The following is a 12964-nucleotide window of genomic DNA, read 5'->3' on the forward strand; positions in this document are numbered from 1 at the left end:
CCGCCGTTTTGGCGGCTCCCGGAAGAACTGCCGGGCCGGTCAGTCCTCGATGGACACCTGCATGCCCGGGACGTGGAGGTTGCCGCCGAACTGGCCCGCCTGGTCCAGCTTCACCTTGCTGAAGTAGGCGTACGGGACGTTGAGCGGCGGCGGGTGCTCGGGGTCGAAGACGATCGGGATCAGCCCGAAGAGGTTGCCCTGCAGCCGCTCGGTGTAGAGCGTCACCTTGCCGCCGCGGATGGTGGACGTGGAGCCCGGCGTGGACCGCACGTGGTAGTGCTTGCCGGACGCCGGGTCGTCGACGATCTGGTGCAGGTCGCCGATGTCGATGCTGTCCGCGGTGAACTTCAGGGCCTGCTTGGTGTGGCCGTTCTGCGTGGTGACGTTGACGACGCCGACGTAGTCCAGACCGCGCAGGGTCAGCCCGCTGGACTCCAGATGCCAGGGCAGGTCCGGCAGGGTGGCGGGCGTCTGCTCGTCCTTGCCCTGCTGCTTGTTCTCGACGACGCAGGGGTAGCCGGGCTTGCCGGAGGCGTCCTTGCCGTCGAGCCCGCCGCCGGGCAGGGCGTTGTCGACCGTGCCGACGGCGCCGTGCACGGTGTCGTTGACCGCCTTCGAGGGGTCCTTGAGCGCGTCGCCGACCGGCTTGGTGACCTCGTCCGGACCGGGCCCGGAGTCCTGCGACGACCCGCTCTTGGACGATGACGCCGACGGGGTGGGCGAAGGCGACGGCGCCTTGGTGGCGGATGCGGAGGGCGAGGGGCTCGGCGCGGCCGACGGCTCGTCGCTCTTCTTGTGGATGCCGAAGAGACCGCCGAGCGCGTCGCCGATGCCGCCCAGGAGCCCGCCGTCGTCCTTCTTCTCCGGCGAGGCGGCGGGCGAGGGGGTCGCGGAGGCGGACGGGGACGGCGAGCCGCCCGCGGTGTCCTTGGCGGCCGAGGGCGACGGCGACGGCGAGGCCGACGGTGCGGCGGACGGCGTGCCGCCCCCGGCGTCCTTGCCGGAGCCCTTCGCCGCGTCCTTGCCGCCCTTGGCGTCCTTCGTGTCCGTGGAGCCGTCCTTGGCCCCGTCCTTCGCCTTGGCGTCCTGCCCGGAGGTGTCCGGGGCGGTGACGCAGGGGCCGCCCCGGAAGGGGCTCTGGGGCGGTGCCGGCTTGGCGATCGCCATCTGGGGCGTCAGCCCCATGCCCATGAGGACGGCGGACGGCATCGCGGCGATGGCGATCGCCTTGCCCGCGGGCACATGCAGGCGGGTCAGCAGCGGCTTCCTGGGCGCCGCGTGCCGGGGCCCGCTCCCCGTACGCCGCGGGGAGTCGCCCGCCGCCCCGGAGGCCGCGCCCGATCCCCCTGCCTCCGGCGGGGGTGCCCCCACGTGCAGCTCGTCACCCGGCACGGTGCCTCCCGTTCGTTCCGTTGGTCGGGCTCGTTCCTGACAGGCTGTCCAGTCCGTTGCCCAACCCGGGACCGCCGGCCGGCGCGGGGCCCGTGGTGACCACGGGCCCGACGACACGGTCCGGCTCGCCGGGCCCGTCCGCGCTCTGCGCGGGCCGGCCCGGCGCCCAGGAGACGCCCAGCGCACCGCCGATCAGCCCCAGCAGGAAGCCGATCAGGAAGGCGCCGAAGTTCGAGACGACCAGGGAGACCAGGGCGAGCAGGATCGCCGCGACCCCCGCGAAGACCCGGGACACCGGCTGGAACCACATGGTCAGGCCGAGCACGACCAGCAGCACGCCGATGATCAGCGAGCCGGCGCCGGCCGTGGTCGCCATGCGGACCGTGAGCGACCCGATGGTGAGGTTCGCGTAGGGGATGTACATGATCGGGACGCCGGCCAGGAGGGTCAGCAGACCGCCCCAGAACGGGCGCTGCCCGCGCCACTCCCGGAACGCCTGCCGCTTCCGCCCGAAGGACCCGGTCGGCTGTGGTTGCTGCTCCGCGCTCATGCGGCGGCCTCCCTGCGATCGGCGGACCCGCATCCGCGCCGCGCGTACCTGTCGTCGGCTCTCCCCCGGCCTCCGGCCCGGGAGACCCCCCTGCTCCAGTCACTCATGTCGTCCGGCTCCTCGGGACTGGCATTTCGGTGGTTCTGAGAGCACTTCAGCGCTACCCGGCGTACGGGCACGGGGAACGGCTCACGCCGTACGGCCGCCGTCCCGTGCCCGCACGTCAGCGCCTCAGTAGCACTCGCTCTTGCCCTTGGCGACGCTCATCTTCAGGCCGCTGAGCTTGAAGGTGCCGGCCGTGGTGGCCCAGGCACGCTGATGGACGTGGGTCAGCGTGGCCGTGTCGGCCTCCTGGGCGAAGGAACCGGGGTCGGCCTTGTCGCCCTTCTTGATGCCGGGACCCTTGGACGAGGAACCCGCCGCAACACCGATGTTGATGTTGTTGAAGGTCGCGTCCGCGTTCAGCTGGTCCAGGTCGATGTAGAGGTTCTTGGCCTCGACCGGATCGCCGCCGCCCGCCTGGAGCTTCATCGACACATCGCCGAAGACCGGGACCGGCACGACGACGGACTGGCACAGGTTGTGGATCTTGGCGCTGGAGAACGCCGAGACCGCGACCGGCACGTTCTTGCCGTTCTTCTGGGCGTCGACCGCGCCGTACTGGACGAAACCCTCGCCGTCCAGCCGGTCCGTGCTCACCTTGAACTGCTGGCCGGACACGCTGAACGACGCCGCCAGGGCACCCTGCGAGAGGGCGACGCCGATCGCGGCGGTGGCCGCCACGCTCGGCACCATGACGACGGCGAACCGCTTCCATCTGGTCCCGCCGCGAGTCAGGGACTCCATGACTTTCCTCCTTCTCGGACGTACATCTCCGGTACCCGCCGCCCCGGTTGGGACCGGCCGTACCTGGGATGGGAGAAGTGCTACGTCCTCGGGAAGGAGAGCGCCCGTCTCGGAGGCACAGTGTGTTTCCGAATACCGGCGATCACCCCCGAGCGACAACCACTGGCCACGCTCTCGCGCAACCTCACCGGACAGGCCCTGCCGACGGCAGGGACCCCCCTGTCCACGGCCGGCGCCACTGCCGCCGACCGACCCGGTGGGGACCCAAGTACCCCGCGGCGCCGACCGGATGCCGGGCTGCGGGAATGGACCGAGCGTGGCCGATCGTCGTGCATTCCAGGCCGCCGCACAAGGCCCTCGTTACTTGCGGGTAACGGACCGGTAACCACGCCACGACACACAGAGATCGACTGGGCACGCAGCGTCGCACCTGACGACGCCCTTACAAGGGGCAATTAGGGGCAGAGCGCGGCAAGTTGGCCGTCGGGACTTACTCCAAGTAACAGCGGCCACGTTTACCAAGTTTCGGTAAAGCGTGGCCGCTGCGCCGTTTGCCGGGCCCGCCCGCGGGAGTTGCCGCGGGACAGAACCGGACGGGACGGAAATCTGCCGGAAAGCGCCGGAGCGCAGAGTAAGTCGGCGCCGCGGCGGCGCCGTTCGGGAACCCGGCCCGGAATCAGAACAGGACGCGCGCCAGGGCGGTGCGTGCCTTCGTCACCCGCGGGTCGTCCGGGCCGATCACCTCGAACAGCTCCAGCAGCCGCACCCGCGCGGTCTCCCGGTCCTCCCCGGCCGTCCGCTTCACGGTCTCGACCAGCCGGCCGAAGGCGTCCTCGACATGACCGCCCACCAGATCCAGGTCGGCGGCCCGGATCTGCGCCCGGACGTCGGCCGGCGCGTCCGCGGCCTCCTGGCGGACCGCCTGCGGGTCCAGGTCCTGCACCCGCTCCAGGAGTTCGGCCTGGGCGAGCCCGAGCTTGGCCTCGGGGTTGGCCGGGTCGTCGGAGAGGACGTTGCGGTAGGCGCGGACGGCGCCGCCGAGGTCACCGGCGTCCAGGGCCTCGGCCGCCGCGGTCAGCGCCGCGTCGTACGGACCGGCCGGCTGCTGCGGGGCCTCGGCGCGCTCCGGCTCGTCCGCCCCCGGGGCGACCGGCGCGCCCACGATGCCGAACTGCTGCTCGGCGACCTGCACCAGCTGGTCCAGCACCTGCCGCAGCTGCGCCTCGGGGACCGCGCCCTGGAAGAGCGGGATCGGCTGGCCCGCGACCACCGCGAACACCGCCGGGATGCCCTGCACCCCGAACTGCTGGAACAGCATCTGGTTGGCGTCGACGTCGATCTTGGCGAGGACGAACCGGCCGGCGTACTCCGCGGCGAGGTTCTCCAGCAGCGGCCCGAGCTGCTTGCACGGCTGGCACCACTCGGCCCAGAAGTCGATGACGACCGGGACCTCGGTGGACCGCTGCAGGACGTCCTGCTGGAACCCCGCCTCGTCGACGTCGAACACCAGGGGGCCGCCGGCGGCGGCCGGCGCCGCGCCCGTGCGGGCGGCCTCGGCACGGGCCTGCTCGGCCTTCTGCTTCGCTTCGCCGGCCGCCTTCACCGCGGCGAGATCGACGACTCCGCTCATGGACATGTTGCGTGGCTGCATGGGTCCATCCTCCCCCCTGAGCGGCCGGTTCCGGAAAGTGATCCGGAAAGCGGGCCCGCGTCCTCCGGTACGCCCCGCTGGAATGCGGCGCGCTCCCGGGTTCCGGTGCCCGACGGGCGGCCCCGAAGGGCCGGTGCGTGCGCGGCCAATGGGTCCCCACCCACGGCCAGTGGTCATCACTCTTTCGCTACGGGTCGTAGCGTAACTCGGGGCCGCCCCCGCCCGGAACCGCATCCCGCCCGCCGGCAGGTGATCTCCCTCACGGAGGGCGGCGCAGGACCGGCGCCCGCTCGCCTACCGGCCGGTATGGTCGCCCGCATGCACCAGTCCGCCCGCCCTCCGAAAGGCCGTCCGGGCCGCCCCCGCAGCGTCGAGACCGATCACGCGATCCTCGACGCCACCCGCGCCGCCCTCGTCGACGTGGGCTGGGGCGGGCTCACCATGGGCGAGGTCGCGGCCCGCGCCGGCGTCGCCAAGACCACCCTCTACCGGCGCTGGGCCAACAAGAGCGAACTGGTCGTGGACGCCGTGGCGGTCCTCTTCGACGAGCTGGAACTCCCCGACCGGGGCTGCCTGCAGTTGGACATCGAGGGCGTGGTGCTGCAGTTCGGCGCCCTGCTGGCCCGGCCCGAGACCAAGACCGCGCTGATGGCGGTGGTCGCCGAGTCCACCACCGACGACGCGCTGCGCGAGCGGATCCGCTCGGCCATCGTCGACCGGCAGAAGCGGCTGGTACTGCTGGGCCGCTCCCGGGCGCAGGCCCGCGGCGAACTCCCGCCGGACGCCGGCGGACCCGACGGCGCACAGGCCGCCGAGTGCACCGTGGGCCTGATCTTCGACGTCATCGCCGGGGCCGTCGTCCACCGGCTCCTGGTGAGCGCGGAGCCCGTGGACGCCGACTGGGCCCGGCGGTTCACCACACTCCTGCTGGCCGGGCTGGCCGCGCTGGAGCCCTGACCCGGCGCGCCTCACACCTGGTAGCGGTCCGCGCGGAACAGGTGCAGATGCTCCGCCACCCACTCCGACGTCCGCGCCAGGCCCTCCTTGAGCGAGACCCGCGGCTCCCACGAAGCCCACTCCCGGGCCCGGGAGTTGTCCGACAGCAGCCGCTCCACCTCGCTGCCCGACGGCCGCAGCCGCGCGGCGTCCACCACCACCTCCGCGTCCCGCCCGGTGGCCGCGATCAGCGCCTCGGCCAGCGTCCCGATGGCGATCTCCCGGCCGCTGCCGAGGTTGACGACCTGCCCCAGCGCCCGGTCGCAGTCGGCCAGCGCCAGGAACCCGGCCGCGGTGTCGGTGACGAACGTGAAGTCCCGGGTCGGGGTGAGCGAGCCGAGCCTGATCTGCCGGGCACCGGCGTGCAGTTGGGCCAGGATCGTCGGGATCACCGCCCGGGCGGACTGCCGGGGCCCGTAGGTGTTGAACGGCCGCACCACCGTCACCGGCAGCTCGAAGGCGTGCCAGTGCGACAGCGCCATCATGTCCGCGCCGATCTTCGAGGCGGAGTACGGCGACTGCGGCTGGAGCGGGTGGTCCTCAGCGATCGGCGCGGTCAGCGCGGTCCCGTACACCTCGCTGGTGGAGGTGTGCACCATCCGCCGCACGCCGTGCCGGCGGCACGCCTCCGCGACGTTCTCCGTGCCCACCACGTTGGTCTGCACGTACGCGCCCGGCGAGTCGTAGCTGTACGGGATGCCGATCAGCGCGGCCAGGTGGAAGACGGTGTCGCAGCCGGCGACGGCGTCCATCACCCGGCCGGCGTCCCGCACATCGCCGGCGACCATCTCGACCGGGCCGCCCGGCACCAGGTAGCGCGCCAGATTCCCCTTCTCCGCGTACGGCTTGTAGTGGACGAAGGCGCGCACCTCGGCGCCCGCCTCCACGAGCAGATCGACCAGCGTCGAACCGATGAACCCCTCGGCCCCGGTGACCAGGACCTTCCGTCCGGCCCACGACCGGGACACGATGCTGTGCGTGCTGCTCATGCTGACTCCTTCAGGGTGGCGACGAGGTGGGAGGGGTGGGGGTGGCCGGCCAGCGCCAGGGTGCGGGCGGCCAGCAGGTCGGCGGCGTGGGCGTGCGTACCGGGGTCGGCGGCCGCGCCCATCGCGGCCAGCCGGACCGGATCGGCCAGCAGCGGGGTGACCAGCGCGTCCAGCCGGTCGGCGGTGACCTCCGCGTCGGGCAGCAGCAGCGCCGCCCCGGCGTCGGAGAGCACCCGGGCGTTGTGCGTCTGGTGGTCGCCGGGTGCGTGCGGATACGGGACGAGGACGGCCGGCATCCCGATGGTGGCCAGTTCGGCGACGGTCGCCGAGCCGGCCCGGCAGAGCACCAGGTCGGCCGCCGCGTACGCCAGGTCCATCCGGTCCAGGTACGGCACCGCCGCGGCGACCGCCGCCCCGCTGTTCGCCTCCAGGGCCGCGCGGGCGCCGTCCAGCGCCGCCGGCCCGGTCTTGATCAGCAGCCGCATCCGGTTCCGCGCCAGATAGCGGCCGGCGAGCCCGACGGCGGCCTCGGTGAGCCGGGCGGCGCCCAGACTGCCGCCGTTGACCAGCAGCAGCCGCGCCTCCTCCGGGATGCCCAGAGCCCGGCGGGCGGCCTGCCGCAGCGCCGCCCGGTCCAGCCCGGCCAGCGGCCCGGACAGCGGCATCCCCACCGTCTCGGCCCGCTCGCCGCCCGCCAGGTGGGGGCGGCTGCGGTCGAAGGCCAGGGCGATGTGCGGGGTGAGCCGGGCGGCGAACTTGTTGGCCCGGCCGGGCACCGCGTTGGATTCATGGATCAGGCTGGGCAGTCCCGCCATCCGGGCGCCGACGATCACCGGGGCGCTCGGGTAGCCGCCCATCCCGACGGCGACCTGGGCGCCCTGCGCCCGCAGGATCGCCCGGCACTGGGCGCCCGACCGCAGCAGCGCGGCCGGCAGCAGATAGCGTCGGGCGCCCAGCGACGGGTCGAAGGGGATCATGTCGACGGTGTGCAGCCGGTAGCCGGCCTGCGGGATCAGCCGCGTCTCCAGACCGCGGTCGGTCCCCACGAAGGAGATCACCGCGTCCGGCACGGCCCGGCGCAGCGCGTCGGCGAGGGCGAGTCCGGGATAGATGTGGCCGCCGGTGCCGCCCGCACCGATCACGACCGAGAGTGGTGTGCGCATGGCCGCCACGCTCGTCCGCCGCCTTAAGAACGTTCTAAGACACCGTTTGGGAGCCTGGATCCATGACCGCACGCCCCGCACCCGCGCCCGAGAACCCTCCGCCGGCCGCACCCCGGATCCTGGTCGTCGACGACGAACCGGAGGTCCGCGCCGCCGTGTCCGACGGACTCGCCGTCGAGGGCTACGAGGTCCGCGGCGCCGCCGACGGCCTGGCCGCGCTCTCCGAGGTCGCCACCTGGCAGCCCGACGCGCTGGTCCTCGACGTGATGATGCCGGTGCTGGACGGCCTGGCGGTCTGCCGCCGGCTGCGCGCCCTCGACGACCGCACCCCGATCCTGGTCCTGACCGCCCTGGACGCGGTCAGCGACCGTGTCGACGGCCTGGACGCCGGCGCCGACGACTACCTCGTCAAGCCGTTCGCCCTGGACGAGCTGATCGCCCGGGTGCGCGCCCTGCTGCGGCGGGCCGCGGCCGCCGCGGCCGACGACTCCCGGCTGGCCTTCGCCGACCTGGTCGTCGATCCCGCCACCCGCAGCGGCCACCGCGGCGCCCGGCCGCTGGAGTTCAGCCGCACCGAGTACACCCTGCTGGAACTGCTGCTCCAGCACCCCGGCCAGGTGCTGCCGCGGGAGACGATCCTGGAGCGGGTCTGGGGCCGGGACTTCGGCCCGGACTCCAACTCCCTGGCCGTCTACATCGGTTATCTGCGCCGCAAGCTGGAGGCCGGCGGCGAGCCCCGGCTGGTGCACACCGTGCACGGCATCGGCTACCGCCTGGACCGGCCGGAGGGCACGTGAACGGGACCGTCCCCGGGGGCCGTTCGGCGCACCCGTACGCAGGCGCCGGCGCGGGCACGCACGCGGGCGCGGACCGGGCGTACGGCGAGGGCGCGGTATGACCGGCCGGCGCCGCCTGGGCGGCCGCTGGGTCCGCCGCCGTCCGCTGCGCACCCGGCTGGCGCTGGCCGCCTCCGCCGCGGTCGCCCTGGTCGCGGTCGGCGTCTGCGCCGCCGCGTTCCTCGTCATCCGCGTCCAGATGACCCGTCAGCTCGACCTCAACGTGGCGCAGACCGCCACCCAGCTCCTCCAGCGGATGCGCGACTGGGGCCCGACCGCGGGCGACGCCTCCTGCCAGTACCCGGCCACCCCCTGCGCCCAGATCGTGCCCGCCGACCCCCAGAGGGACGCCCGCGGCCGGTACGTCCTGCCGGTCCACCCGGCCGCCCGCGAGGTGGCCGCCGGCCACCGCCGGCCTTACTACAGTGAGGTCACCGTCGCCGGGCACCCCGTCCGGATGTTCACCACCCGCATCCCCCACCGGGACGAGGCCCTCCAGGTCGCCCTGCGCTCCGACACCGTCGAACGCGGGGTGCGGCAGGCCGCCTGGGCGCTGGCCGCGGTCGGCGGCGCGGGCGTCCTGCTGGCCGCCGGCCTCGGCTACTGGGTCTCCCGTACGGGCCTGGCCCCGGTCGCCCGGCTGACCGCCACCGCGGAGCGGATCGCCACCACCCGCGACCCCCGGCACCGCATCGACCTCCCGACGGGGCCGCCCGGCCACGAGGACGAGGTCACCCGGCTCGCGGCCAGCTTCAACACCATGCTCGGCGAACTGGAGCAGTCCGTCACCGCCCAGCGCCGCCTGGTCGCCGACGCCTCCCACGAACTGCGCACCCCGCTCACCGCGCTCCGCACCAACGCCGAACTCCTCGCCCGCGGCGACCGTCTGACGGAGGGTCAGCGCGACCGGGCGTCCGCGGCACTGGCCCGCCAGCTGCGCGAGGTCACCACCCTCGTCAACGACCTGATCGAGCTGGCCCGTGACGAGGAGCCCCGGCCGCTGCTCGAACAGGTCCGCCCGGCCGCCCTGCTGGAGCACGCGGTGGCCGCGGCCCGCGAGCACTGGCCGGACGTCGCCTTCACCCTCCGCATCGCCCCCGAGGCGGCGGCCACCGCGCTCCCCGGCGTCCCCGCCCGGCTGACCCGGCTGCTGTCCAACCTCCTGGACAACGCCGCGAAGTTCTCGCCGCCCGGCGGCCCCGTGGAGACCGAACTCGCCTCCGTGGCGGACGAGGTGCACCTCACCGTCCGCGACCACGGTCCCGGGATCGACGCCGACGACCTGCCGTACGTCTTCGACCGCTTCTACCGCGCCCGGGCCGCCCGCGCCCTGCCCGGCTCGGGCCTCGGCCTGGCCATGGCGCGGCAGATCGCCCGCGCGCACGGCGCCGAGCTCACCGCGGAGCAGGCGCCGGGCGGCGGCGCGCTCTTCCGCCTGCGGATGCGGGGCGCGGAGCCGCCCGCCGAGGCGGGGTGAGCCGGCCGCGGCGGGGTGACGGGACGGCCCGGCGCCCCGCCGCGCGGACGGACGGCGGACGGCGTCAGAAGCCCGCCGGCTCGGTGTACGTCCCCCACTCGTCGCGCAGCGCGCCGCAGATCTCGCCGAGGGTCGCCTCCGCGCGGACGGCGTCCAGCATCGGCCCGATCATGTTGCGGTCGCCGCGGGCGGCGGCCAGCAGCTCCTTCAGCGCGGCCTGCACCCGGGCGTCGTCGCGGGCGGCCTTGCGCTCGGCGAGGGTCCGCACCTGCTCCCGCTCGACCTCGTGGCTGACCCGCAGGATCTCCAGGTCGCCGGTGACCGAGCCCTCGTGGCAGTTGACCCCGACGACCCTCTTCTCGCCCTTCTCCAGGGCCTGTTGGTAACGGAACGCGGACTCGGCGATCTCGCCGGTGAACCAGCCGTCCTCGATGCCGCGCAGGATGCCTGAGGTGATCGGGCCGATGGGGTGCTGACCGTCGGGCACCGCCCGCGCCCCGCGCTCCGTTATCCGCGCGAAGATCTTCTCCGCGTCCGCCTCGATCCGGTCGGTCAGCGCCTCCACGTACCACGAACCGCCCAGCGGATCGGCGACGTTGGCGACGCCGGTCTCCTCCATCAGCACCTGCTGGGTGCGCAGCGCGATCTCCGCGGCCTGCTCGCTGGGCAGCGCCAGCGTCTCGTCCAGGGCGTTGGTGTGCAGGGAGTTGGTGCCGCCGAGCACCGCGGCCAGCGCCTCCACCGCCGTACGCACCACGTTGTTGTACGGCTGCTGGGCGGTCAGTGAGACGCCGGCGGTCTGGGTGTGGAACCGCAGCCACTGTGCCTTCTCGCTGCGGGCGCCGTAGACGTCGCGCATCCAGCGGGCCCAGATCCGGCGCGCGGCGCGGAACTTGGCGATCTCCTCGAAGAAGTCCACATGCGCGTCGAAGAAGAAGGACAGGCCGGGCGCGAAGGTGTCGACGTCCAGCCCGCGGGAGAGGCCGAGCTCGACGTAGCCGAAGCCGTCGGCGAGGGTGTACGCCAGCTCCTGGGCGGCCGTCGCACCGGCCTCCCGGATGTGGTAGCCGGAGACCGACAGCGGCTTGTAGGCGGGGATGCCGTGCGCGCAGTGCTCCATCAGGTCGCCGATCAGCCGCAGATGCGGCTCCGGCTGGAAGAGCCACTCCTTCTGCGCGATGTACTCCTTGAAGATGTCGGTCTGGAGCGTGCCGTTGAGCACCGCCGGATCGACGCCCTGCCGTTCGGCGGCGACCAGGTACATGCAGAACACCGGAACGGCCGGGCCGCTGATCGTCATGGACGTCGTGACGTCGCCGAGCGGGATGTCCTGGAACAGGACCTCCATGTCGGCCGCCGAGTCGATGGCGACGCCGCAGTGGCCGACCTCGCCGAGCGAGCGCGGGTCGTCGGAGTCGCGCCCCATCAGCGTCGGCATGTCGAACGCCACCGAGAGGCCGCCGCCGCCGGCCTTGAGGATCATCTTGTAGCGCTCGTTGGTCTGCCGGGCGTTGCCGAAGCCGGCGAACTGGCGGATCGTCCACGTCCGGCCGCGGTAGCCCGTCGCGTACAGGCCGCGCGTGAACGGGTACTCCCCCGGCCAGCCGATCCGCTCGAAGCCCTCGACCGAGTCGCCGGGGCGCGGACCGTACACCGGCTCCACCGGATCGCCGGAGAGCGTGCTGAAGTCGGCCTCCCGCTTCCGGGCGGAGTCGTACCGGGCCTGCCAGCGGCGGCGGCCCTCTTCGATCGCGTCAGCGTCCATGCCCACGAATTTACTAGGACGTCCTACTACCTGTCGATGGGAAACGACCCTGAAACGCCCCCGGAAACGCCCCTGAGCCCTCCCGAACGCGGGCCCGGAGGCTCCACGGGGTGCGCCCCGTAAGGGTCGCACCTACCCCCGGCCGGGGGGATGCCCGGCACCCGCACGCCGAAAACCCGGCAGCCCGGCCGACCGCCCCGGCAGCCCCCCACGGCCTCCGCCCACCCACCCCCACCAGCACAAACGCGCCCCTCCCGCAAGGGAGAGGCGCGTGGGACGCGGCCGGGCCGCCGTCAGACCTCGACCGGCTCCGGCGCGGTCTTCACCAGCAGCGGCTGGACCTCGCGGACCACCTTGCGCTCCACGAAGAACGCGGCCGTCGGGATCGTCCCGGAGATCAGCACCCACAGCAGCTTGCCGAACGGCCAGCGCGCCTTGGAGCCCAGATCGAAGGCGAAGATCAGGTAGATGATGTAGAGCACGCCATGGACCTGGGCGACGACGAGGGTCAGGTCCTTGCCGATCCCGAAGCCGTACTTGAACACCATGCAGGCGCACAGGACGAGCAACATGACGGCGGTCACATAGGCCATGGCCCGGTAGCGGGTCAGCACGCTCTTTCTCATGACGACGAGAGTAACCGCTCGCCGAAACCCCGCGACGGCGGGGAGGACGCAACCACCCGGCGCCGGGCGAGCGCTCCGGACGGACCGCCCGCGCAGGCGCGCGGCACCAGCGCGATGACCCGCGCTAACGCTACTCCGCGGCCTCGGCCCGGTCCTCGAAATCCCCCGCCGCCACCCGCAGCGGCCGCAGCAGCGCGAAGATCTCCGCGCACTCCTCGGCGTCGTACGCGCGCAGCCCGAAGTCCATCGCCATCAGGTCGCGGGTGGCCGCGTCGCACACCTCGCGCCCCTTCTCCGTGATGGACGCCAGGGTGCCCCGGCCGTCGTTGGGGTTGGGCCGCTTGGCGACCAGCTGCGACCTCACCAGCCGGTCGACGGTGTTGGTCACCGAGGTCGGGTGCACCATGAGGCGCTCGCCGATCTTCGACATCGGCAGTTCGCCCGCCTTGGAGAAGGTCAGCAGCACCAGCGCCTCGTAGCGCGCGAAGGTCAACCCGTACGGCTTGACCACCGCGTCCACCTCGGACAGCAGGATCTGCTGGGCCCGCATGATCGAGGTGATCGCGGCCATGGAGGGCACGGAGCCCCATCGCTGCTTCCAGAGTTCGTCGGCGCGAGCGATCGGGTCAAAGGCAAGGCTGAGCGGCTTCGGCACGCTTCCGACCCTACCCGG

General features: G+C 73.3%; 12 protein-coding genes. 3 read left to right on the forward strand and 9 right to left on the reverse strand.

What is annotated here, in order from left to right:
• Positions 1–39: 39 nt before the first annotated feature.
• The 4 genes from B073_RS0100065 to B073_RS48670 form a co-directional block, all read right to left on the reverse strand.
• Complete coding sequence (locus B073_RS0100065) at positions 40–1392, reverse strand: hypothetical protein (protein WP_037810621.1); 1353 nt, start codon at positions 1390–1392, stop codon at positions 40–42.
• Positions 1382–1942 (reverse strand): DUF6114 domain-containing protein, encoded by a 561-nt coding sequence (locus B073_RS0100070; RefSeq protein WP_018536044.1) that lies wholly within the window; start codon positions 1940–1942, stop codon positions 1382–1384. The genes B073_RS0100065 and B073_RS0100070 overlap by 11 nt, the downstream gene beginning before the upstream one ends.
• A 231-nt stretch (positions 1943–2173) precedes the next feature.
• Positions 2174–2788 carry a DUF6230 family protein gene (locus B073_RS0100075; RefSeq protein ID WP_018536045.1) on the reverse strand — a complete coding sequence of 205 codons (615 nt, stop codon included), beginning with the start codon at positions 2786–2788 and terminating at the stop codon, positions 2174–2176.
• Positions 2789–3464: 676 nt separating this feature from the next.
• Positions 3465–4439 (reverse strand): tetratricopeptide repeat protein, encoded by a 975-nt coding sequence (locus B073_RS48670; protein ID WP_018536046.1) that lies wholly within the window; start codon positions 4437–4439, stop codon positions 3465–3467.
• 318 nt (positions 4440–4757) lie between these two features.
• On the opposite strand from B073_RS48670, the gene B073_RS0100085 reads away from it, so the two are divergent.
• A complete protein-coding gene (locus B073_RS0100085; RefSeq protein ID WP_026246903.1) occupies positions 4758–5396 on the forward strand; it encodes a TetR/AcrR family transcriptional regulator in 639 nt (212 codons plus the stop codon).
• A gap of 11 nt (positions 5397–5407) precedes the next feature.
• Here B073_RS0100085 and B073_RS0100090 read toward each other — a convergent pair whose 3' ends face one another.
• Entirely contained in the window at positions 5408–6424 is a 1017-nt protein-coding gene (locus B073_RS0100090; RefSeq protein ID WP_018536048.1) for a GDP-mannose 4,6-dehydratase, read from the reverse strand.
• Positions 6421–7587, reverse strand: coding sequence for a UDP-N-acetylglucosamine--N-acetylmuramyl-(pentapeptide) pyrophosphoryl-undecaprenol N-acetylglucosamine transferase (locus tag B073_RS0100095; RefSeq protein ID WP_018536049.1), 1167 nt, complete (start codon positions 7585–7587; stop codon positions 6421–6423). The genes B073_RS0100090 and B073_RS0100095 overlap by 4 nt, the downstream gene beginning before the upstream one ends.
• Before the next feature lie 62 nt (positions 7588–7649).
• On the opposite strand from B073_RS0100095, the gene B073_RS0100100 reads away from it, so the two are divergent.
• Entirely contained in the window at positions 7650–8384 is a 735-nt protein-coding gene (locus B073_RS0100100; protein WP_018536050.1) for a response regulator transcription factor, read from the forward strand.
• Positions 8385–8481: 97 nt separating this feature from the next.
• Positions 8482–9900 (forward strand): HAMP domain-containing sensor histidine kinase, encoded by a 1419-nt coding sequence (locus B073_RS0100105; protein WP_018536051.1) that lies wholly within the window; start codon positions 8482–8484, stop codon positions 9898–9900.
• A gap of 64 nt (positions 9901–9964) precedes the next feature.
• On the opposite strand, the gene B073_RS0100110 is transcribed toward B073_RS0100105, so the two are convergent.
• The 3 genes from B073_RS0100110 to B073_RS0100120 form a co-directional block, all read right to left on the reverse strand.
• On the reverse strand, positions 9965–11665 hold the full coding sequence (locus B073_RS0100110) for an acyl-CoA mutase large subunit family protein (RefSeq protein WP_018536052.1): 1701 nt from the start codon (positions 11663–11665) through the stop codon (positions 9965–9967).
• Positions 11666–11958: 293 nt separating this feature from the next.
• Positions 11959–12291 (reverse strand): DUF3817 domain-containing protein, encoded by a 333-nt coding sequence (locus tag B073_RS0100115; protein WP_078507840.1) that lies wholly within the window; start codon positions 12289–12291, stop codon positions 11959–11961.
• Positions 12292–12421: 130 nt separating this feature from the next.
• Positions 12422–12946 carry a MarR family winged helix-turn-helix transcriptional regulator gene (locus B073_RS0100120; protein WP_026246905.1) on the reverse strand — a complete coding sequence of 175 codons (525 nt, stop codon included), beginning with the start codon at positions 12944–12946 and terminating at the stop codon, positions 12422–12424.
• Between the last annotated feature and the right edge of the window lie 18 nt (positions 12947–12964).

The organism is Streptomyces sp. MspMP-M5 (assembly GCF_000373585.1).
Classification (GTDB): Bacteria; Actinomycetota; Actinomycetes; order Streptomycetales; family Streptomycetaceae; genus Streptomyces.

What these genes read in the sequence shown, in the direction of transcription:
- B073_RS0100070 (WP_018536044.1), bottom strand. Translation starts at nt 1,942, where the DNA reads ATGAGCGCGGAGCAGCAACCACAGCCGACCGGGTCCTTCGGGCGGAAG.
- B073_RS0100075 (WP_018536045.1), bottom strand. Translation starts at nt 2,788, where the DNA reads ATGGAGTCCCTGACTCGCGGCGGGACCAGATGGAAGCGGTTCGCCGTC.
- B073_RS48670 (WP_018536046.1), bottom strand. Translation starts at nt 4,439, where the DNA reads ATGCAGCCACGCAACATGTCCATGAGCGGAGTCGTCGATCTCGCCGCG.
- B073_RS0100085 (WP_026246903.1), top strand. Translation starts at nt 4,758, where the DNA reads ATGCACCAGTCCGCCCGCCCTCCGAAAGGCCGTCCGGGCCGCCCCCGC.
- B073_RS0100090 (WP_018536048.1), bottom strand. Translation starts at nt 6,424, where the DNA reads ATGAGCAGCACGCACAGCATCGTGTCCCGGTCGTGGGCCGGACGGAAG.
- B073_RS0100095 (WP_018536049.1), bottom strand. Translation starts at nt 7,587, where the DNA reads ATGCGCACACCACTCTCGGTCGTGATCGGTGCGGGCGGCACCGGCGGC.
- B073_RS0100100 (WP_018536050.1), top strand. Translation starts at nt 7,650, where the DNA reads ATGACCGCACGCCCCGCACCCGCGCCCGAGAACCCTCCGCCGGCCGCA.
- B073_RS0100105 (WP_018536051.1), top strand. Translation starts at nt 8,482, where the DNA reads ATGACCGGCCGGCGCCGCCTGGGCGGCCGCTGGGTCCGCCGCCGTCCG.
- B073_RS0100110 (WP_018536052.1), bottom strand. Translation starts at nt 11,665, where the DNA reads ATGGACGCTGACGCGATCGAAGAGGGCCGCCGCCGCTGGCAGGCCCGG.
- B073_RS0100115 (WP_078507840.1), bottom strand. Translation starts at nt 12,291, where the DNA reads ATGAGAAAGAGCGTGCTGACCCGCTACCGGGCCATGGCCTATGTGACC.